The sequence below is a fragment of the Streptomyces sp. GS7 genome (genome assembly GCF_009834125.1).
GTDB lineage: Bacteria > Actinomycetota > Actinomycetes > Streptomycetales > Streptomycetaceae > Streptomyces.
Window position 1 is genome coordinate 6,495,626 of record NZ_CP047146.1, and the last position, 19,975, is coordinate 6,515,600.

A 19,975-nucleotide genomic window follows, 5' to 3' on the forward strand; every position below is an offset into this window, starting at 1 on the left:
CGGCCCGGAGAAGACCCGACGGGCCCGTTCCGGTCGCGCTTGTCACCGCCCTCGTGGCAGGACGACGGCGCGCCCGGAGCGGGCCCGGTTCCGTCTTCCCGCACCTCCGCCGGCGGGGTGTTTCCCAGGCGCCGCCCGGCCTGTGACACGGACGGCCTAATCACACCTCCGGTCACCCACCGCACGCCGATGACGTCATAACGAGACAAAACACCCCGCCAGCGGGGAATCTGTTGCTCATGCGTGCCAGCCAAATGACATCTGAGAGAAATTCTTGGCACTCAGTGTCTTGTCGAGTGGCACGCGGTGTCATACGTTGAGAGTGTCCGGGCGGCCGGCGCATCGACCAGACAGTGGTGCGCCGGCTGTCCCCACAAGCACCTTGTGCGCCCGGACGCCTGCGTCACAGGCACCTTGATCCGCGCTCACCCGCGCGATGCCGAGCACCACCGGCCGAACCGACGGCACCACCCCAGCACCACCCCCGACGTTCCCTCAAGCCGTTCCCGTAGACGTTTCCCCAAGCTCTCAACTCCGTTCGAGCAGGGGACACCCCATGCGCCGGAGGCATACCGTGAATCAGATTCTTGACGCCATCCTCGCGCCCGACAGTACGCGCGAAGACTTCGCCGCCCTGCCCCTGCCCGACTCGTACCGCGCGGTCACCGTGCACAAGGACGAGGCCGAGATGTTCGCCGGCCTGCCCACCCGCGAGAAGGACCCCCGCAAGTCCCTGCACGTCGAGGACGTGCCGGTGCCCGAGCTCGGACCGGGCGAGGCGCTGGTGGCCGTGATGGCCTCCTCGGTGAACTACAACTCGGTCTGGACCTCGATCTTCGAACCGATGTCGACGTTCGGGTTCCTGGAGCGCTACGGGCGGCTCTCCCCGCTCACCAAGCGCCACGACCTGCCGTACCACGTCATCGGCTCCGACCTGGCGGGCGTGGTGCTGCGCACCGGGCCGGGCGTCAACGCCTGGCACCCCGGCGACGAGGTCGTCGCGCACTGCCTGTCCGTCGAGCTGGAGTCCTCCGACGGCCACAACGACACGATGCTCGACCCCGAGCAGCGCATCTGGGGCTTCGAGACCAACTTCGGCGGCCTGGCCGAGATCGCGCTGGTCAAGTCCAACCAGCTGATGCCCAAGCCCAACCACCTGAGCTGGGAGGAGGCGGCGGCGCCCGGCCTGGTCAACTCGACCGCCTACCGCCAGCTGGTCTCCAAGAACGGCGCGGCCATGAAGCAGGGCGACAACGTCCTGATCTGGGGCGCGAGCGGCGGACTCGGCTCGTACGCGACGCAGTTCGCGCTGGCCGGCGGCGCCAACCCGATCTGTGTGGTCTCCAGCGACCAGAAGGCGGAGATCTGCCGCAAGATGGGCGCCGAGGCGATCATCGACCGCAACGCCGAGGGCTACAAGTTCTGGAAGGACGAGCACAACCAGGACCCCCGGGAGTGGAAGCGCTTCGGGAAGCGGATCCGCGAGCTGACCGGCGGCGAGGACGTCGACATCGTCTTCGAGCACCCGGGCCGGGAGACCTTCGGCGCCTCGGTGTACGTCACCCGCAAGGGCGGCACGATCGTGACCTGCGCGTCCACCTCCGGCTACCAGCACGAGTACGACAACCGCTACCTGTGGATGTCGCTGAAGCGGATCGTCGGCTCGCACTTCGCCAACTACCGGGAGGCGTGGGAGGCCAACCGGCTGATCGCCAAGGGCAAGATCCACCCGACGCTGTCGAAGACGTACACCCTTGAGGAGACCGGTCAGGCGGCGTACGACGTGCACCGCAACCTCCACCAGGGAAAGGTCGGTGTACTGGCCCTCGCACCCGAGGAGGGCATGGGCGTGCGCGACGAGGAGATGCGCGCCAAGCACATCGATGCCATCAACCGCTTCAGGAACGTCTGAGGTCCACTTCATGACAGAGCGTCAGAAGGATCGTCCGTGGCTGATGCGGACGTACGCCGGGCACTCCACCGCCGAGGCGTCCAACGAGCTGTACCGGCGCAACCTCGCCAAGGGCCAGACCGGCCTGTCGGTCGCGTTCGACCTCCCGACGCAGACCGGATACGACCCCGACCACGTCCTGGCCCGCGGCGAGGTCGGCCGGGTCGGGGTCCCGGTGTCCCATCTCGGTGACATGCGGCGACTGTTCCAGGACATCCCACTGGAACAGATGAACACCTCGATGACCATCAACGCCACCGCCATGTGGCTGCTGGCCCTGTACCAGGTGGTCGCAGAGGAGCAGGGTGCCGACATCACCAGGCTGTCCGGCACCACGCAGAACGACATCGTCAAGGAGTACCTCTCGCGCGGGACGCACGTCTTCCCGCCGGGACCGAGCCTCCGGCTGACCACCGACATGATCACGTACACGGTCAACCACATCCCGAAGTGGAACCCGATCAACATCTGCAGCTACCACCTGCAGGAGGCGGGGGCCACTCCGGTCCAGGAGATCTCGTACGCGATGTCCACCGCGATCGCGGTGCTCGACGCGGTGTTCGCGTCCGGCCAGGTCCCCGAGGAGCGCCGGGGCGAGGTCGTCGCCCGTATCTCCTTCTTCGTGAACGCGGGCGTCCGCTTCATCGAGGAGATGTGCAAGATGCGCGCCTTCGGCCGCATCTGGGACAAGATCACCCGCGAGCGCTACGGCATCGAGGACCCCAAGCAGCGCCGCTTCCGCTACGGCGTCCAGGTCAACTCCCTCGGGCTGACCGAGGCCCAGCCGGAGAACAACGTCCAGCGGATCGTGCTGGAGATGCTGGCCGTCACGCTCTCCAAGGACGCCCGCGCCCGCGCCGTCCAACTCCCCGCCTGGAACGAGGCGTTGGGACTGCCGCGGCCGTGGGACCAGCAGTGGTCGCTGCGCATACAGCAGGTGCTGGCGCACGAGAGCGACCTGCTGGAGTACGACGACATCTTCGCCGGGTCGCATGTCGTCGAGGCCAAGGTGGAGGCGCTGGTCGCGGACTGCCTGGCCGAGATCGACCACATCCAGGAGATGGGCGGCGCGATGGCGGCCGTCGAGTCGGGCTACCTCAAGTCGCAGCTGGTGTCCGCGCACGCCGAGCGGCGGGCCCGGATCGAGGCCGGCGACGAGAAGATCATCGGCGTCAACTGCTACGAGTCGACCGAGCCGAACCCGCTCACCGCCGACCTCGACACCGCGATCATGACCGTCGACCCGGCCAACGAGGCGGGCGTCGTCCGGGCGTTGCACGAGTGGCGGGACAACCGGGACGAGGTCCGCGCCCAGGAGGCGCTGTCCACCCTGAAGAAGACCGCGGCGGGCGACGCCAACCTCTTCGAGGCCACTTTGGAGTGCGCCCGCGCCGGTGTGACGACCGGCGAGTGGGCCTGGGCGCTGCGGGACGTCTTCGGGGAGTTCCGGGCGCCCACGGGCGTCTCCAGCGCGCCGGTGGCGGTCACCGCCGAGGAGGGCTCCCCGCTCGCGGTGGTCCGGGAGAAGGTCGCGCGGACCGCGGCCGACCTCGGCACCGGCCGGCTGCGCCTCCTGGTCGGCAAGCCCGGCCTGGACGGGCACAGCAACGGCGCCGAGCAGATCGCCGTACGCGCCAGGGACGCCGGCTTCGAGGTGGTCTACCAGGGCATCCGGCTCACCCCGGAGCAGATCGTCGCGGCGGCCGTCGCGGAGGACGTGCACTGCGTGGGGCTGTCGATCCTCTCCGGCTCGCATGCCGCGCTGGTGCCGGACGTGCTGGCCCGGCTCCGGCGGGCCGGTGTCGATGCTTCCTCTGGGCCTGACGGCCCGGGAGATGCCCCTATCCCGGTGATCGTCGGCGGCATCATCCCGCCGGCGGACGCCGCCGAGCTGATCGACGCGGGTGTCGCCGCCGTCTTCACGCCCAAGGACTTCGGTATCACAGAGATCATCGGCCGCATCGTGGACGAGATCCGCACAGCGAACCAACTCGACCCCCTGGAGGTCACCGCATGACGCCCGCCACCGCCCCGGAGGGGCGCCGCCTCCGCCCGCGCCGCTCGTGCCTCGCGGTCCCCGGCAGCAACCCGCGCTTCCTGGAGAAGGCCCAGGGGCTGCCGGCCGACCAGGTCTTCCTGGACCTGGAGGACGCCTGCGCGCCGCTGGCCAAGCCGGAAGCCCGGCACACCATCGTGAAGTTCCTCAACGGGGGTGACTGGACGGGCAAGACCCGGGTGGTGCGGGTCAACGACTGGACGACCGAGTGGACTTACCGGGACGTCACCACGGTCGTCGAGGGCGCCGGCCAGAACCTCGACTGCATCATGCTGCCCAAGGTCCAGGACGCCCATCAGATCGTCGCGCTCGACCTGCTGCTGACGCAGATCGAGAAGGCGATGGGCTTCGAGGTCGGCGGGATCGGCATCGAGGCGCAGATCGAGAACGCCAAGGGCCTGGTGAACGTCGACGCGATCGCCGCCGCCTCGCCCCGCCTGGAGACCATCATCTTCGGCCCGGCGGACTTCATGGCATCGATCAACATGAAGTCCCTGGTGGTCGGCGAGCAGCCGCCGGGCTACCCGGCGGACGCGTACCACTACATCCTGATGCGCATCCTGATGGCGGCGCGCACCCACGACCTCCAGGCCATCGACGGCCCGTACCTGCAGATCAAGAACGTCGACGGCTACCGTGAGGTCGCCGGCCGCGCCGCCGCGCTCGGCTTCGACGGCAAGTGGGTGCTGCACCCGGGCCAGGTGGAGGCCGCCAACGAGGTCTTCTCGCCGTCCCAGGAGGACTACGACCACGCCGAGTTGATCCTCGACGCGTATGAGTGGTGCACGTCCGAGGCGGGCGGCAAGAAGGGTTCGGCGATGCTCGGAGACGAGATGATCGACGAGGCCAGCCGGAAGATGGCGCTGGTGATCGCCGGAAAGGGCCGGGCCGCCGGCATGACGCGTACGTCCACGTTCGAAGCCCCGGAGGCATGACCGCGATGCAGTTCGGCCGTACTTACGAAGAGTTCACCGTCGGCGATGTGTACAAGCACTGGCCGGGGAAAACCGTCACCGAATACGACGACCACCTCTTCTGCCTGCTGACCATGAACCACCATCCGCTGCACATGGACACCAACTACGCGGAGAAGACCACCGACTTCGGAAAGAACGTGGTCGTCGGCAACTACATCTACTCGCTGCTGCTGGGCATGTCGGTGCCCGATGTCTCCGGAAAGGCCATCGCCAATCTGGAGATCGAGTCGCTGCGGCATGTCGCGCCGACCTTCCACGGCGACACGATCTACGGCGAGACGACGGTGCTCGACAAGACCCCGTCGAAGTCCAAGTCCGACCGCGGCATCGTGTACGTGGAGACCAAGGGCTACAAGCAGGACGGCACCCTGGTCTGCGTGTTCCGCCGCAAGGTGATGGTGCCGACCGCCACGTACATCAAGGAGCGCGGCGGCGAGCAGCCCGGCCGCCCCGAGCTGCAGGCCCCCGCGGCCAAGAAGGAGAAGTGACTTCGATGGCGCGTCTCGCACAGACCGAGGGTCTGACCGACATCCAGCGGGAAATCCTCTCCACCGTCCGCGATTTCGTGGACAAGGAGATCATCCCGGTCGCCACGGAGCTGGAGCACCGTGACGAATACCCCACGCAGATCGTCGAGGGCCTGAAGGAACTCGGCGTGTTCGGGCTGATGATTCCCGAGGAGTACGGCGGCCTCGGCGAATCCCTGCTCACCTACGCGCTGACGGTCGAGGAGATCGCCCGCGGCTGGATGAGCGTGTCCGGCATCATCAACACGCACTTCATCGTGGCGTACATGCTCAAGCAGCACGGCACGCAGGAGCAGAAGGACTATTTCCTGCCGAAGATGGCGGCCGGTGACATCCGGGGCGCCTTCTCGATGTCGGAGCCGGCGCTGGGTTCCGATGTGTCGGCCATTTCGTCCAAGGGCGTGCGGGACGGCGATGCCTACGTCCTCAACGGCCAGAAGATGTGGCTCACCAACGGCGGTTCGTCGACGCTGGTCGCGGTGCTGTGCCGGACGGACGAGGGCCACCCGGAGGGCACCCCTCCGCACAAGTCGATGACGACCTTCCTGGTGGAGAAGGAGGCGGGCTTCGGCGAGGTACGGCCCGGCCTGACCATCCCCGGCAAGATCGACAAGATGGGCTACAAGGGCGTCGACACCACCGAGCTGATCATGGACGGGCTGCGCGTTCCGGCCGACCGGGTCCTGGGCGGCGAGACCGGGCGTGGCTTCTATCACATGATGGACGGTGTCGAGGTCGGCCGGGTCAACGTGGCCGCACGCGGCTGCGGTGTCGCCCAGCGCGCCTTCGAACTCGGCGTGTCGTACGCGCAGCAGCGCCACACCTTCGGAAAGCCGATCGCCCAGCACCAGGCAATTCAGTTCAAACTTGCCGAAATGGCGACAAAGGTCGAAGCGGCCCATGCCATGATGGTTAATGCCGCACGCAAAAAGGACTCCGGCCAGCGAAACGACCTTGAAGCAGGCATGGCGAAGTACCTGGCCTCCGAGTACTGCAAGGAGGTGGTCGAGGACGCGTTCCGCATCCACGGCGGCTACGGCTTCTCCAAGGAGTACGAGATCGAGCGCCTCTACCGGGAGGCCCCCATGCTCCTGATCGGCGAGGGCACGGCCGAGATCCAGAAAATGATCATTGGGCGGCGGCTACTTGAGGAGTACCGGATCCAGGGGTGAACGTCCCGTTTGGGTAGTTTTCGGCTAGATAAAGATCACACCCTGTCATCGTTCTTCGGCCACGGATTGGCTCTGGCTCTTGGCCAGTTGCCGCTCGCAACCGATAGCATCCCAGGAAAGCCGCGCCGTCCCCCGCATCCATACGCGGCATCCTCCGCTACGAAGGTCATCCATGCCCCACAGCCAATCCTCTGCACAACGCGGTCGCGTCCGCCTCGCGCGCGGAGCGTCGCCGTGGCTCCTCCCGACCGTGGCAACGGCAGCGGTCAGCCTGGCCCGGTCCCGTCGCTCGGGACGCTGGGCTGCCGTCGCCGTGCCCACCACCGCACTCGCGGCGGGCATGCTGTGGTTCTTCCGCGACCCGGAGCGGGAGATCGCTCAGGGACGCGTCATCTCTCCGGCCGACGGCGTGGTGCAGAGCATCATGCCGTGGAAGGACGGGCGCACCCGCGTCGCGATCTTCATGAGCCCGCTGAATGTTCACGTCAACCGCGCGCCGCTGGCCGGCACGGTGACGTCCGTGGAACACGTCCCCGGCGGATTCGTTCCGGCATTCAACAAGGAGAGCGAGAACAACGAGCGGGTCGTCTGGCACTTCGACACCGAGCTCGGCGACATCGAGATGGTGCAGATCGCCGGGGCGGTGGCCCGCCGCATCGTTCCTTACGTGCCGCAGGGCACCAAGGTCGAGCAGGGCGAGCGCATCGGCCTGATCCGCTTCGGCTCGCGCGTCGACGTCTACCTCCCGGAGGGCGTCGAGGCCGCGGTCGAGGTCGGCCAGGCCACCACCGCGGGGGTGACTCGCCTTGACCGTGATTGATCCTGAGACACAGGCGGGCTGGGCGCCCGAGACCGACGAGGACGAGGACGACATGCCGCTGTCCACGCGGCTGTCAATAGCGGACACCCTCACCCTCGGCAACGCCATCTGCGGCTTCATGGCCGTGTACTTCACCACCACCGGCGTCCTCATCCCGCATCTGACGGGCACCGAGGACGGCGGGATGGCCCGGCACAGCGCGGCGATGGCCGTGATCCTGATGCTGCTCGCGTCGGTCTTCGACCTGTTCGACGGACTGGTGGCGCGCAAGCTGCGGGCCTCGGCGATGGGGGCCGAGCTCGACAACCTCTCCGACCTGATCAGCTTCGGCCTGGCGCCCGCGTACTTCGTCGTGACCTGGGGCATGGTCGCCCAGGACGCGCACCAGCGGGTGTCGGTGGTCGCGGCGGTGGTCGTCCTGCTGGCGGTGGTCCTCCGGCTCGCCCGCTTCTCCTGCGTCACGATCCGCGACGGCATCTTCCAGGGCATGCCGAGCCCGTTCGGGGCCCTGACCGTCGTCGCCATCGTCCTGCTGGAGCTGCCGTTCCTGCCGACGCTGCTGGCGATCATCGGCGTGGCCTGGCTGATGGTGAGCCGGGTCGAGTACCCCAAGCCGCGCGGCCGGCTCGCGGTGGCGATGCTCAGCTGGATCGTCCTCAGCATGGGCATGCTCGCCGCCTGGGCACTGGACGCGCCCGGCGGTCAGCTGCTGCTCCAGACCGGCTGCTCGCTCCAGGTGGTCATGGGCGCGATGATCCCGCTGTTCGCGACGGCCCGGAGGGTCAACACCTTCCGCGACAACCGCCGCGAGTCCCGCGCCGAGTCGCGCGCCGCGCACCAGCCCTGACAGGCGGCACACCCGCACAGCACTGCACAGCGCGCCGAGAGGCCCCGGACGGAACTTCCGTCGGGGCCTCTCGGCGTTCGCGGACGCGGGAGATACGGGGGCGGGGCCGGAACCGGTGCCTCCGGTGCGGGCCCGGCGCCTTGGGCAGGGCGCTCCGGGCGGGCCGCCGGAGGCGCCGCCTCCGGCGCCCGCGGGCCGGGACCCGCCGGATCATCCCCGTCGGGCCCCGGCCGGCAGGCTCAGACCAGGAAGTCGCGGGCCAGACTCTCCGCCGCGCGCTCCAGCAGCGGCCCGGCCTCGGCCATGCAGCGGGCCGGGTCGGACTCCAGGTCCGTCAGCGCGTACGCCCGCTGGATACCGGCCGCGGCCAGCGCCTCCCGCGACAGCTGGAGCCGGCCGCAGACCGCGACCACGTCGATGCCCGCCGCCCGCGCCGCCGCGGCGACACCGGCCGGCGCCTTGCCGTGCAGCGTCTGCTCGTCGAGGGACCCCTCCCCCGTGATCACGAACGTCGCCCGGGCCAGCGCCGGCGCGAAGCCCAGCACGTCCAGCATCACGTCGATACCGGGCCGGAACGTCGCATCCAGCCCGACCAGCGCGCCATAGCCGATCCCGCCCGCGGCCCCCGCCCCGGGCGCCAGCGCGTGCTCGGCGGCCCTGGCTCCGACGGTCCGCTCCAGCACCTCGGCGTAGTGCGCGAGGGCGGCGTCCAGCGTGGCGACATCCGCCTCGGCGGCACCCTTCTGGGGGCCGTAGACGGCGGGCGCGCCCTTCGGGCCGGTCAGCGGATTGTCGACATCACTGGCGAGCACGATCTCCGTGCGGGCCAGACGCGGGTCCAGCCCCGACAGATCCGCCGTGGCCAGCTCGCGCAGCGGCCCGCCACCGGGCGCCACCGGCTCCCCGTTCGCGTCCAGGAACCGCGCGCCCAGCGCCGCCAGCATGCCCGCGCCGCCGTCGGTGGTCGCGCTGCCGCCCACCCCGAAGACGATCGAGGTCGCCCCCGCGTCCAACGCCGCGAGCAGCAGCTCGCCGGTGCCGTACGTGGTGGCCGTGAGCGGCGCGAAAACGCCCTTCGGGAGGTGCTGGAGACCCGACGCCTCCGCCATCTCCACCACCGCCGTACCGTCGCCGCGCAGCGCGAAGGTGGCCGTCACCGGCTCGCCGGTGGGGCCGGTGACACGGGCCTCGTGCCGGGTGAAACCCGCCGCGATCGCCGCCGCCGTCGTCCCGTCTCCACCGTCCGCGACCGGCACGGCCGCCACGTCCAGTCCGGGGACCACGCGCCGCAGACCGGCCGTGACATGCTCGGCGACCTCGACGGCCGTGAGCGAGCCCTTGAACTTGTCCGCGGCGATCAGCACATGTGCTGTCTTTGTCCTTGCTGCGTCCGCCACCGTGTTTCCCCTTGCTTTCGAACTGGCAGTCGCGCCGCTGCGACCTTATCCGGCCAGGGGCCCGGCGAACAGAGCGGACGGTTCCGGAACGGCCGAAGGGGGCGAAAAGGGGGACGAAGGACGACGACCTGCAGCCCGGAACGCCCCGCGCGCACCCGGCACACCCAGCGCACCCCGAACGGGCCGCTCACTCCCACGTGGCGGTCTCCGGGTCGACTCCGTTCGCCTCGGCATTCGCGAAGATCACGTCATGCATCCAGACCGTGAGGCCCGGCGCGACCCCCTCGTAGAACCCGGCGAACCGGGGATCGCCGACGAACAGCCGCCCCATGCACGCCTGCATCGCATGCGTGCAGTCGAAATACGTCGACATCATCGCCCGGTGCCGCTCCGCGAGGGCGTTCGCCGCGTCGGAACCCGGTACGACCCCGGCCCGCAGCGCGGCGGCGAGATCGGCGTTCAGCGCATCGGTCGCCGCCGCCACGCCCTTCCAGTCCTCGGGTGTCATCCCCGCGGCCCGCTCGGCGTACTGCGCCCACTGCGCGGTGTCACCCCAGCGCTCCTCCGCCTCGTCGACCCAGGCGGGTTGCCAGTCGTCACCGAAGATCTCGACCTGCTCCTCCGGAGTCAGCCGCATCCCGGTACGCGACGCCTCCATCATCCGGTCGACGGCACCCAGCATCTGCTGCAGTCGGGAAATCCGCTCCACGAGCTGCGACCGCTGCCGTCGCAGGTGGTCGCGGGCGTCCACGGCCGGGTCATCGAGGAGCCGGCCGATCTCGGCGAGCGGAAAGCCCAACTCCCGGTAGACCAGGACCCGGTGGATGCGGGCCACGTCGTCGCCCGAGTACACGCGGTACCCGGCCCAGGTGCGCCCGCCCGGCCGCACCAGGCCGATCGCGTCCCAGTGGTGCAGCGTCTTCACGCTGACCCCGACGAGCGCAGCCGCCCGGCCGACGGTCAGCCCGTCGGAACCGATCGGCTCTGCGCCCGCCCCGGTGGTGGTCGGTTCCTGCTCGCGGGGATCACTGGTCATCCGCTCAGTGTCGCGCACCTCGCCCGGAGGTCGGGCCCGAGCGCGGCGGCCGGGGCCACCGGGCACCGGCACACAGCGGCCGACGAAAACCGACACGGCGCACCCGCCCCACCCCACGTGTCCTAGGCTCGCGGCGTGACGACCACTGACTACGCCACCTACATCGCCGGACTGCCCCGCGTACTCGCGGGCGCGGGGGTCATCTTCCGGGACGTGGCGGGCCGCATCCTCCTCGTCGAGCCGAACTACCGCGACACCTGGGTCCTGCCCGGCGGCACCGTCGAGTCGGACACCGGCGAGTCCCCGCGCCAGGCCGCCCGCCGGGAAACCCTTGAGGAGATCGGTCTGGACATCGCACCGGGCCCGCTGCTCGCCGTCGACTGGGTGCGCGGCTCGGCCCGGCCGCCGTTGGTGTCGTATCTGTTCGACGGCGGGGTGCTGGACGCCGAGCAGTTCGCGGCGATCCGGGTGCAGGAGGAGGAACTGCTGTCCTGGCGCCTGGTCCACTGGGACGAGGCCGAGACGATGCTGGGCGAGGGGCTGCGGCTGCGCGTCCGCGGCGCACTGGACGCGCTGGAGGGTGGACGCGGCCCGGTGGAACTGGAGGACGGCCTGCCTCCGGCCGGTCCGGCGGGCACCGGCGGTCCGCGGTGAACGTTCGTGACACCGCGGCGCCATGACACCTCGTAGAACCTGGGTAGGAGACCCCTGGGCCGACTCCCCCGCCCAACACCGAGACCCGTGGGGTGATTGCCTCCGCCCACCCGCGATCTAGCCTTTCCCCATGAACGAAAACGCCACCCGCATCGCGCAGGTGCCGGGAGTCGTCGGGGTCATGCTCGGCGGCAGCCGCGCACGAGGAACCAACCGTCCCGATTCCGACTGGGATCTGGGCGTCTACTACCGAGGCGAACTGGATCTGCCCGCTCTGGAGAAGCTGGCGGCCGAGGTGACCGGCGGCCCCGTCGAGATATTCGCACCGGGCGCCTGGGGCCCCTGGGTCAACGGCGGGGCATGGCTGGTCATGCCGGACGGCAGCCATGTGGACTGGATCTTCCGGGACATCGACCGGGTGCGGCGCGTGTGGGAGGACTGCCGCGCGGGCCGTTTCGAGACGGGAATACAGGCCGGACACCCCCTGGGATTCTGGTCCCCCGCCTATCCGGGCGAGGTGGCCCTGGGCCGCGTACTGGCCGACGACACCGGGGAGTTGGCCCGCCTCAAGGAGGAGACCCGGACCTATCCGGAGGCGCTCCGCAAGGCACTCACCGGCGCCGCCGTCTGGGACGCGGGATTCTCGGTGGCCATGGCCGCCAAGTCGTCCTCGACCGCGGACGTCCTGCATGCGTCCCTGTGCCTGTCGCGGGCCGTCGGCGCCCTCGTCCAGAGCCTGCACGCCCACCACGGCATCTGGTGCCTCAACGAGAAGGGCGCCCTGGCCGCCGCCGCGGCACTACCCGAGACTCCACCCGGCTTCGGCCCCCGAGCTACCGCCCTGCTCGGCGAACTGGGCTGCACGGAGGGCGAGTTGCGCCACTCCCTGTCCGTGGCGGAACAGCTGGTGGCCGAGGTACGGGAGGTGGTCGAAGCAGAGGGGTAGCGATCCGGGGGTGCTCGGCGGCCGCGCTGTACAAGCACTTCCGCCACAAGGAGGAGATCTGTGCGGGACCGTCCCCGCGTCAGGCGCCGCGTCGGGAGCCGTCGTTCATCCGCACTCCGCCGCCGGGAACAGTCCGTCGTCGGTGCGCTCGAAGGCGAGCAGGCGGCGCTTGCGGTCGAGGCCGCCGCCGTAGCCGGTGAGGCTGCCGTCGGCGCCGACGACGCGGTGGCAGGGGACGATGATGCCGACCGGGTTGCGTCCGTTGGCCAGGCCGACGGCGCGGGCCGCGGTGGGGACGCCGAGGCGTTCGGCGAGCCGGCCGTAGGTGAGCGTCTCGCCGTACGGGATGGTGCGCAGCGCTGCCCAGACGCGGCGCTGGAAGGGGGTGCCGCGTAGTGCCAGCGGCAGGTCGAAGGTGGTCAACTCGCCGCGGAAATAGGCGCGGAGCTGGGCGATGGTCGTGGCGAAGGGCGGGTCTGCGGGGTCGGCCGGGGTGCCGAAGGTTTCCTGGGGCGGGCGGTGGCGCTGGTCGGTCATGTAGAGGCCGGTGAGGGCGTCGCCGTCGGCCACGAGGGTGAGCGGGCCCACGGGGGTGTCGTCGAGGACGGTGTGGGTGATCCGGCCGGTGGTGGTGCCGTCCGTAGGGGGCCGGTCCGTGGTGGTCCGGTCGGGGTGCGGGGTGGCAGGGGTCATGGCTGCGGCTCGGTTCGTGGGGAGGGGCGGATGGTCAGTTCGAGGGGAGGTGGTTGATCGGGTGGTCGTCGGTCGCCCAGAGGTACTGGACGGCGTAGGCGCGCCAGGGGCGCCAGCCGGCGGAGTGGCGGATGAGGGCCGCGGGGGTGGCGGGCATGCCGAGGCCGGCGGCGGCGCGGCGCAGGCCGAGGTCGGTGGGGGTGAAGGCGTCGGGGTCGCCGAGGGCGCGCATGGCGACGCATTCGACGGTCCAGGGGCCGATGCCGGGCAGTGCGGCGAGCCGGGCGCGGGCCTCGTCCCGGTCGCTGCCGACGCCGAGTTGCAGCGCGCCGGAGGCGAGGGCCGCGACGACGCCTGTGAGGGTGGCGCGGCGGGTACGGGGCATCGCCAGGGATTCCGGGTCGAGTTCGGCGAGGGCGGGGGCGGACGGAAAGAGGTGGGTGAGGCCGCCGGCAGGGTCGTCGACGGGCTCGCCGTGGGCGAGGACTAGTCGGCCGGCGTGGGTGCGGGCGGCGGCGGTGGAGACCTGCTGCCCGAGGACGGCGCGGACCGCGAACTCGTCGGCGTCGACGGTGCGCGGCACCCGGCGGCCGGGTGCCTTGTCGACGAGTGGTGCGAGTTGCGGGTCCGCGCGGAGGAGTCCGTCGACGGCTTCCGGGTCGGCATCGAGGTCGAGGAGGCGGCGGCAGCGGGCGATGGCGCCGGCCAGGTCGCGCAGGTCGGTGAGGGACAGACGGCAGTCGATGTGGTCGGGGCGGGGGGAGAGGGCGACGATGCCGTGTCCGTAGGGGAGGGTGAGGGTGCGGCGGTAGGCGCCGTCGCGCCATTCCTCGACTCCGGGGACGGCGGTGGCGGCGAGGTGTCCGAAGAGGTTGTCGGGGTTGAGCGGCCGGCGGAAGGGGAGCCGCAGCGTGAGGGTGCCGGGTACGGCGGTCCGCGGGCCGGGGGCGGCGCGTCCGCGGAGTTCTGAGGGGGAGAGCGCGAAGACCTCCCGAACGGTCTCGTTGAAGGTGCGGATGCTGGCGAAGCCGGCCGCGAACGCGATCTCCGCCATCGGGAGTTCGGTGGTCTCGACGAGGAGCCGGGCGGTCTGGGCGCGCTGGGCGCGGGCGAGCGCGAGCGGCCCGGCGCCGAGTTCGGCGAGCAGCTGGCGTTCGATCTGGCGGGTGCTGTAGCCGAGGCGGGCGGCGAGGCCGGGGACGCCTTCGCGGTCGACGATGCCGTCGGCGATCAGTCGCATGGCGCGGGCGACGAGGTCGGCCCGTTCGTTCCACTGCGGGGATCCCGGGCTGGCGTCCGGGCGGCAGCGCTTGCAGGCCCGGAATCCGGCCTGCTGGGCCGCGGCGGCGCTGGGGTAGAAGCGCATGTTCTCGGGCTTGGGGGGCACGACCGGACAGCTGGGGCGGCAGTAGATGCCGGTGGTGAGCACGGCGGTGTAGAACCAGCCGTCGAAGCGGGCGTCCTTGGATTGCACGGCGCGCAGACAGCGCTCGGTGTCGGTGTGCATGTCCTCAAGGATTGCGCAGGAGGGCGGTCCGGGCTGGCGGAAATCCGACATCAACCTTGGCGCCAGCTGCGCGGGCGGCGGATCGCTCGAAGGGAGACGCCCGCACGCCGGGCGCTACTGCGAGGCGGACGGACCCGCCCAGCGCCGTCAGACCGTGCTGCAGCGTACTGGCCGATGAACGACTGGCCGGCCGGAGCGGCCCACAGCTCGAGAACCTCGCCGCCGCTCTGGCTCCGGCTCGGGTCGAGCGGTTCCTCGCGCCCGCCGCCACTCGCGTCGACACCACTCCTCGCACCGCCCACCGGACCAGCTGCTGACCACCCCGCCCCGGCTGCAGCACGCCCCTCGCAGTCGTGTTCCCGTAGTGGAGTCGTGGGCGAGGCGGCTCCGTGGGGGCTCACTTCCTGATCAGACGGCGTGGGGAGGGCGGCGGCGCCGGGTGACCACCAAGATGGCCATGTCGTCATCGTGTTTGCCCTCGGTCCAGCGGCCAACATCCTTGGTCAGGGCATCCACCAGGGCATCGGGGTCCCTGAACCGTCTGCGCATACGCCCTGAGGAGACCGGATCATAGAAAGTCCCCCGCTTGTCCCGCGCCTCGGTGACACCGTCAGTCACCAGCAACAGCGAGGCCCCCAGGGGCAGCCGCACCACATCGACAGGCACCGAGCCGCCAGGAGCGATATCGCCCAGCCCCACCCCGAGGGGCAGCTGTGGGGCGGTCGGATCGAGCCGTACGACCTGTCCGTCGTGAACCAGATACGGGGGCGGATGCCCGCGGTTCACCAGGCTCAGCACCTCCCCGTCGGCGGAGACCTCGGCCAGCACAGCAGTGGTGAAACCCTCCGTGGAGATCACCGGGCCGCTTCGGGCCGCTGTCCTGGCCATCGCCTCGTCCATCCGCTGTCCCAACGTGGCCAAGTTGGGAGCGTACTCGGCCTCCTGACGGAACGCTCCGATCGCGACCGACACGGCGGCGACAGCCGCAATACCTTTGCCCCGCACATCCCCGATGATCATCCGCACCCCGAACGGCGTCTCCTGCACCGCGAAGAGATCACCGCCGATACGCGCCTCGGCCTGCGCCGCCGTATACCCGGCAGCCACGGCCAGCGGCCCCACCTCCCTCGGCGGGTCCGGAAGCGCCGCTCGCTGGACTGCCTCCGCGACATCCCTGGCCAGCGCCAGATCGCGCCCTTGCCGAACAATGAGCCGGTTGACCGCGAGAGCCAGCACGCCGATCACGCCCACCACGGCCAGATCGACGAACAACGGCGTCGCCGGACGTCCGCGTTCGATGTCCACCGCCACCGAGACCACGCACGTGACACACACGACGGCGAGCGCGGAGCGGAAGGAGAGCGTGGCGCCCGCGACGAGCGGTGCGGCGGCCAGCAGCGGGAGTCCCGTATACGGCTGGGGCGCGAAAAGGTCCAGCAGGACGCCAGCCACGAGGGCCAGCGCCGCGAGCATCCACGGCATCTTCGCCAGCGTGGGTTGCAGGACTGTCACGGTGCATCTCCTGCTGCCTGGCCTCGCTCGCGCCCCGGAAGGAACGGAGCCCCCGCACGGTTCGGCTTACCGCACCCTGTTTGTACCTCCAATGGCTTCACATATACGCCTTGTGGGCCGGATGTGCTCATCCTGGATCCACCGCGCGATAGTCGGTCTTTGGGCGGCGAAATGAGAAGAGGTGCCCGCTGACCTGGGATGAAGGGAGTTCCTACGCCCTCATCAGTCCCACGAAGCAAGGCACCTCGTAGGTGAAAGTCTCCTACAGCCCGGCGACGCTGTTCACCGCGTTCGACGACCCGGACCTGATCGCGCATGCCGGGTTGGTCCCGACGATCCGGCTGGCCGAGCGGTGCGGTCCGCCCTGGGTGGTGGCCGAGAAGGTGGAACTCACCGGCGCGGGGAACGGTGCCGGTACGGCAGCCGACGCGAAGACCCTGTCGATCGTGGGCGGCATGATCGCCGGGACGGACAGCATCGAGGACTTGGAGGTTCTTCGGCACGGTGACCTGTCCCGCCTGTTCGGCGGCGTGCGCGCCCCGTCCACACTCAGCAGCTTCCTGCGCGCCATCACCTGGGGCCACGTACGCCAACTGGAGTCCGCGGTGCGGGCGTTCACCTGCGCTCTCGCAGCTCACACCGGTCTGGTCCCCCGGCGGGACGAGGTGGTGTTCGTGGACATCGACTCCAAGGTCAAGCAGGTCTACGGCCCGGCCAAGCAGGGCGCCTCCTTCGGCTACACCGAGCAGCGCGGCCTGCACTTCCAGATCGTCTCCGTCAAGACCGCAACCTGCGCTCCCGTGATCGTGGCCACCCGGCTGCGCAAGGGCTCGGCAGGCTTGGCGTAGAGGTCGTTGTAGCTGTCATCGCCGCGCCGGCCCACCGCGGGCAGGACCTGGCTGGGGCCCTTGGGGTCCACCGCGATCTCGTTGGCGATGTTCTTGTACGGCGCACTCGGGTCATCGGCCCTGGCACCGCCCGGCAGAGAGTCCGGGTTCGGGGCGAACTCCAGCTTCCACAGCCCGGACAGCTTCGTTGCCGAGTGGGACCACACGCCACGGCTGGTGGCGGCCCACTTCGGCGAGTCCGCGAAAGGCCAGGTAGTTGCGGGGGTCACGTTCGTAGGGGGCTGAGCCTGCGGGTAGCCGGACGGCCATGAGATGGCGCGCTCGATCACCCGACGACGACGTCGCCGTCCCCATCGCCGGACAGACTCGATGCCCGTCCTCGGTCACCATCGAGTAGAACGGCCCAACGTAGCCATCGCGATGGCACACGCGACGATCACACCGCGGCTACCCACGTTCTCCGGCCCGAACCGGCCCAGTTGCGGGATGGGCGGATGCTGCGTCGGCAGTTCCACCATCTCGCCGTCGACCAGCGTGGCCTGCTCCGGCCAGGGAGTCTCGTCCACCAGCCACCGTCGCTCGACCGTCGGGCCTCTGCGGGTGCGGGGCATGCGCAGCGTAGTGCTGTCCTCACCCTCGGGCGGTGTGCAGCGGTCCGTAGATACGTTCCGACGCCAGTTCCGTCAAGTGGATCGCAGGAAACCACAAAAGGTGGCAACTAACGACCGAATAGTTGCGTCACATGTGCAGAGTTGTTCGACTAAACGACCATCCCTGACTGTGTCATGGGGATGGAACACGGGGTTTCGAGGGAGAAGGTATGCGACCGTTTGCGTTGAGCTACGCCCGTCCGGCGGTGAAGCCGGAGGCTGTCACTCCGTACACCTACGACGCCACGCGGCAACTCAACGTCCTGCCCGACGGGCGCCCGGCCACGAGCAGCCGACTGGTCCTGCTTGCTACCAGCACCACTGCCTCCACCGCCGGTTCCAAGACCCACTTCGACGACTGAACGTCGATGACCGTTCTGGTCCTCACCTGTGAGGAAGACCTGACCGCGGACATGGTCGTCGCGAACCTGCACGACCTCGGTGTCCCGCTCGTCCGCCTCGATCCTGCCGATCTGCCCGGCAGGATCGACCTCTCGGCGGAATACGTCGGCAAGGGCTTCCATGGCTACCTCAAGACGAACGAACGCATGGTGAGCCTGAGCAGCCTGCGTTCGGTGTGGGTCCGCCGGCCCGGTACACCGGGTAGTCGCGCGGCGGAACAGTCGACGTGGCTCACCGAGGAGTCCGAGCAGGCGCTCTACGGCATGCTCACCGCCACCCGGGCCCGCTGGATGAACCACCCCGCGGCGGCCAGACAGGCCCGGTACAAGCCCTGGCAGCTCCATACCGCCCAGGAGAGCGGCTTCGTCGTGCCCGCCACGCTGATCACCTCGTTCCCCGCGGTCGCGCGTCAGTTCGCCGCCACGTACCAGGATCTCGTGGTCAAGTCGGTGTCCGGGAAGCACCCGGGCGACCCTCCGATGGTGCTGCCCACCACCCGTATCAGCCCCGACGCGGACTTCACCGCTGTCGCGGCCGGCCCGACCCTGCTCCAGCAGCACGTCCGCAAACAGGCCGACATCCGGCTGACCTGTGTCGACGGTCGACTCTTCGCCGCCCGCAAGGAGGCCGACCCCGACGAGGTGGACAGCCGCTTCACGGAGAACGGCGCCTGGAAGCCCGCCGAGGTCCCCGACCTCGTCCGCCGGTCGGTGGCCGCCTATATGAGCGCCGCCCAACTCGCCTACGGAGCATTCGACTTCGCCGAGGACGGCAGTGGGACCTGGTGGTTCCTCGAATGCAACCAGGGCGGCCAGTTCGGTTTCATCCAGCTCGACACCGACCAGCCCATCACCCAGGCCCTCGCCGCCTGGCTGGCGGCGGCTCCCCTCGCCTGAGGCCATGACCAGCCGTCAGGAGGTCTGCCGCGACCCCTGCGGCGAGGCCACCGGACCGTCCACCTCTTCTCGGTGCCGCCGATCGGCCTGGTCTCCTCTGCCGACTGGTGCCGTCCCCAGCCGGAACGGACACCACTCGGCGTCTTCACCGGCTTCCTCTGAGGATGCCCTGGCCTTCAGGCCAGGGAGGAATCGGACTCCTGCGGATCAGGACAGAGGAAGATGAATCACCGTCGGGGCGATTCCATCGCGCATCCGCCGCGGTGGTGAGGCGACCCACGGTGATCACCGCGCCCAGTACATGTCCAGGCCGCCGTGCCCATGCACGTTCAGCTGCTCCCGGGCCCTCCCCCACGTCTCGCTGCCCCTGATCACGCGCCGCCGGCCTGGCAGCTGTCGCCCTCCCTTGCCGCTGCCGGCGCCGCGGCCCGGCAATCAAGTAGCGGATGCCAAGATCCGGACCGTGCACGGACCACCGCTCTCCCGACGGCAGTCACAGCCGCCATTGCAGCAGGTCGGCGCCACCATGAGCGCTGTACCACCAGCAGGCCAAGAACCTGCTGGGCGCCCCACACATGTGGGCGAGCAAGGCCGCTCGGCACCACGAAATTCCCGGCAACCTGCCACACTCGCGTAGCCAGCAGACCATCCGACCAGCGACGCAAAGCGCCTGACGCTCCATCAGAATGGGCGTCACGAGCGTCATTTCAGCGTCGAGACCTCGCCCGTAACGCCCGCACCGCACATAATGCGCACACACGAAACCGCAGGTAAGGAGCTCTTCGCGGCCCGTTCAAGGATCACAACACACGCCACGTCGCTTCGTTCTGCGGGGACGGCGCGAGCACGACGGAGCCGAGGAAATGCGTGCTCGCCGACGCACCGGAGTCCAGGAGTTCGGCCTGTTCGAGGATGTCGTTCCACAGCTGAGCGAGCTGCTTCTCCGACCAGGAGTATGTGCGCTGGTAGAGCGGGACCTGGAACTGCTGGGTCCGGCCCTGCATCAGGTCGGCGAAGACGGTCTCTTTGGCCTGCACGGAGGTTCTCGTCGGAGGTCGGGCGGTCCGGGACGGGACGGGTACGA

19 protein-coding genes are annotated in these 19,975 nt (G+C 69.9%); 12 read left to right on the forward strand and 7 right to left on the reverse strand.

Annotated elements, in window-relative coordinates; translation table 11 throughout:
* Window positions 1-574: 574 nt before the first annotated feature.
* From ccrA to pssA, 7 genes are all read left to right on the forward strand, one after another.
* Window positions 575-1,912: a crotonyl-CoA carboxylase/reductase gene (gene ccrA, locus GR130_RS28220; RefSeq protein ID WP_159507312.1), complete on the forward strand. Its 1,338-nt coding sequence runs from the start codon at window positions 575-577 to the stop codon at window positions 1,910-1,912.
* Between the two features lie 10 nt (window positions 1,913-1,922).
* The gene (locus GR130_RS28225) at window positions 1,923-3,968 is read left to right on the forward strand and encodes a protein meaA (RefSeq protein WP_159507313.1); all 2,046 of its coding nucleotides are present in this window, start codon (window positions 1,923-1,925) and stop codon (window positions 3,966-3,968) included.
* Window positions 3,965-4,942 (forward strand): HpcH/HpaI aldolase/citrate lyase family protein, encoded by a 978-nt coding sequence (locus GR130_RS28230; protein ID WP_159507314.1) that lies wholly within the window; start codon window positions 3,965-3,967, stop codon window positions 4,940-4,942. The genes GR130_RS28225 and GR130_RS28230 overlap by 4 nt, the downstream gene beginning before the upstream one ends.
* Before the next feature lie 5 nt (window positions 4,943-4,947).
* Window positions 4,948-5,472, forward strand: coding sequence for a MaoC family dehydratase (locus GR130_RS28235; protein WP_159510272.1), 525 nt, complete (start codon window positions 4,948-4,950; stop codon window positions 5,470-5,472).
* Between the two features lie 5 nt (window positions 5,473-5,477).
* Window positions 5,478-6,683: an acyl-CoA dehydrogenase family protein gene (locus tag GR130_RS28240; RefSeq protein WP_159507315.1), complete on the forward strand. Its 1,206-nt coding sequence runs from the start codon at window positions 5,478-5,480 to the stop codon at window positions 6,681-6,683.
* A gap of 172 nt (window positions 6,684-6,855) precedes the next feature.
* The gene (locus GR130_RS28245) at window positions 6,856-7,503 is read left to right on the forward strand and encodes a phosphatidylserine decarboxylase (protein ID WP_159507316.1); all 648 of its coding nucleotides are present in this window, start codon (window positions 6,856-6,858) and stop codon (window positions 7,501-7,503) included.
* Window positions 7,490-8,350 carry a CDP-diacylglycerol--serine O-phosphatidyltransferase gene (gene pssA / locus GR130_RS28250; protein WP_189303834.1) on the forward strand — a complete coding sequence of 287 codons (861 nt, stop codon included), beginning with the start codon at window positions 7,490-7,492 and terminating at the stop codon, window positions 8,348-8,350. Before GR130_RS28245 ends, pssA begins: the two co-directional genes overlap by 14 nt.
* 239 nt (window positions 8,351-8,589) lie before the next feature.
* On the opposite strand, the gene GR130_RS28255 is transcribed toward pssA, so the two are convergent.
* Together GR130_RS28255 and GR130_RS28260 are read right to left on the reverse strand one after the other, a co-directional pair.
* The gene (locus GR130_RS28255) at window positions 8,590-9,714 is read right to left on the reverse strand and encodes a glycerate kinase (RefSeq protein ID WP_159510273.1); all 1,125 of its coding nucleotides are present in this window, start codon (window positions 9,712-9,714) and stop codon (window positions 8,590-8,592) included.
* A 220-nt stretch (window positions 9,715-9,934) separates the two neighbouring features.
* Window positions 9,935-10,783 (reverse strand): MerR family transcriptional regulator, encoded by an 849-nt coding sequence (locus tag GR130_RS28260; protein WP_159507318.1) that lies wholly within the window; start codon window positions 10,781-10,783, stop codon window positions 9,935-9,937.
* Between the two features lie 135 nt (window positions 10,784-10,918).
* Here GR130_RS28260 and GR130_RS28265 point away from each other — a divergent pair, with 135 nt between their 5' ends.
* Together GR130_RS28265 and GR130_RS28270 are read left to right on the forward strand one after the other, a co-directional pair.
* Window positions 10,919-11,437, forward strand: a complete 519-nt coding sequence (locus GR130_RS28265) for an NUDIX domain-containing protein (RefSeq protein ID WP_159507319.1) — start codon at window positions 10,919-10,921, stop codon at window positions 11,435-11,437.
* Between the two features lie 130 nt (window positions 11,438-11,567).
* Window positions 11,568-12,383: a nucleotidyltransferase domain-containing protein gene (locus GR130_RS28270; RefSeq protein ID WP_159507320.1), complete on the forward strand. Its 816-nt coding sequence runs from the start codon at window positions 11,568-11,570 to the stop codon at window positions 12,381-12,383.
* 105 nt (window positions 12,384-12,488) lie between these two features.
* On the opposite strand, the gene GR130_RS28275 is transcribed toward GR130_RS28270, so the two are convergent.
* The 3 genes from GR130_RS28275 to GR130_RS28285 form a co-directional block, all read right to left on the reverse strand.
* Complete coding sequence (locus GR130_RS28275; RefSeq protein ID WP_159507321.1) at window positions 12,489-13,076, reverse strand: methylated-DNA--[protein]-cysteine S-methyltransferase; 588 nt, start codon at window positions 13,074-13,076, stop codon at window positions 12,489-12,491.
* A 34-nt stretch (window positions 13,077-13,110) separates the two neighbouring features.
* The gene (locus GR130_RS28280; RefSeq protein ID WP_159507322.1) at window positions 13,111-14,583 is read right to left on the reverse strand and encodes a DNA-3-methyladenine glycosylase 2 family protein; all 1,473 of its coding nucleotides are present in this window, start codon (window positions 14,581-14,583) and stop codon (window positions 13,111-13,113) included.
* A 408-nt stretch (window positions 14,584-14,991) separates the two neighbouring features.
* The gene (locus GR130_RS28285) at window positions 14,992-16,074 is read right to left on the reverse strand and encodes a PP2C family protein-serine/threonine phosphatase (protein WP_159510274.1); all 1,083 of its coding nucleotides are present in this window, start codon (window positions 16,072-16,074) and stop codon (window positions 14,992-14,994) included.
* 272 nt (window positions 16,075-16,346) lie between these two features.
* Between GR130_RS28285 and GR130_RS28290 the strand changes: the two genes are divergently transcribed.
* Window positions 16,347-16,943, forward strand: a complete 597-nt coding sequence (locus GR130_RS28290; protein WP_159507323.1) for a hypothetical protein — start codon at window positions 16,347-16,349, stop codon at window positions 16,941-16,943.
* A 383-nt stretch (window positions 16,944-17,326) separates the two neighbouring features.
* Here GR130_RS28290 and GR130_RS28295 read toward each other — a convergent pair whose 3' ends face one another.
* Window positions 17,327-17,509 carry a hypothetical protein gene (locus tag GR130_RS28295; RefSeq protein WP_159507324.1) on the reverse strand — a complete coding sequence of 61 codons (183 nt, stop codon included), beginning with the start codon at window positions 17,507-17,509 and terminating at the stop codon, window positions 17,327-17,329.
* Between the two features lie 254 nt (window positions 17,510-17,763).
* On the opposite strand from GR130_RS28295, the gene tgmA reads away from it, so the two are divergent.
* Complete coding sequence (gene tgmA, locus GR130_RS28300; protein ID WP_159507325.1) at window positions 17,764-17,955, forward strand: putative ATP-grasp-modified RiPP; 192 nt, start codon at window positions 17,764-17,766, stop codon at window positions 17,953-17,955.
* Between the two features lie 6 nt (window positions 17,956-17,961).
* A complete protein-coding gene (tgmB, locus tag GR130_RS28305; RefSeq protein WP_159507326.1) occupies window positions 17,962-18,891 on the forward strand; it encodes an ATP-grasp ribosomal peptide maturase in 930 nt (309 codons plus the stop codon).
* Between the two features lie 800 nt (window positions 18,892-19,691).
* Here the strand turns inward: tgmB and GR130_RS28310 are convergent.
* A complete protein-coding gene (locus GR130_RS28310; RefSeq protein ID WP_236573586.1) occupies window positions 19,692-19,928 on the reverse strand; it encodes a DUF262 domain-containing protein in 237 nt (78 codons plus the stop codon).
* Window positions 19,929-19,975: the final 47 nt, after the last annotated feature.

What these genes read in the sequence shown, in the direction of transcription:
- GR130_RS28225 (WP_159507313.1), top strand. Translation starts at nt 1,923, where the DNA reads ATGACAGAGCGTCAGAAGGATCGTCCGTGGCTGATGCGGACGTACGCC.
- GR130_RS28230 (WP_159507314.1), top strand. Translation starts at nt 3,965, where the DNA reads ATGACGCCCGCCACCGCCCCGGAGGGGCGCCGCCTCCGCCCGCGCCGC.
- GR130_RS28235 (WP_159510272.1), top strand. Translation starts at nt 4,948, where the DNA reads ATGCAGTTCGGCCGTACTTACGAAGAGTTCACCGTCGGCGATGTGTAC.
- GR130_RS28240 (WP_159507315.1), top strand. Translation starts at nt 5,478, where the DNA reads ATGGCGCGTCTCGCACAGACCGAGGGTCTGACCGACATCCAGCGGGAA.
- GR130_RS28245 (WP_159507316.1), top strand. Translation starts at nt 6,856, where the DNA reads ATGCCCCACAGCCAATCCTCTGCACAACGCGGTCGCGTCCGCCTCGCG.
- GR130_RS28260 (WP_159507318.1), bottom strand. Translation starts at nt 10,783, where the DNA reads ATGACCAGTGATCCCCGCGAGCAGGAACCGACCACCACCGGGGCGGGC.
- GR130_RS28270 (WP_159507320.1), top strand. Translation starts at nt 11,568, where the DNA reads ATGAACGAAAACGCCACCCGCATCGCGCAGGTGCCGGGAGTCGTCGGG.
- GR130_RS28275 (WP_159507321.1), bottom strand. Translation starts at nt 13,076, where the DNA reads ATGACCCCTGCCACCCCGCACCCCGACCGGACCACCACGGACCGGCCC.
- GR130_RS28280 (WP_159507322.1), bottom strand. Translation starts at nt 14,583, where the DNA reads ATGCACACCGACACCGAGCGCTGTCTGCGCGCCGTGCAATCCAAGGAC.
- tgmA (WP_159507325.1), top strand. Translation starts at nt 17,764, where the DNA reads ATGCGACCGTTTGCGTTGAGCTACGCCCGTCCGGCGGTGAAGCCGGAG.
- tgmB (WP_159507326.1), top strand. Translation starts at nt 17,962, where the DNA reads ATGACCGTTCTGGTCCTCACCTGTGAGGAAGACCTGACCGCGGACATG.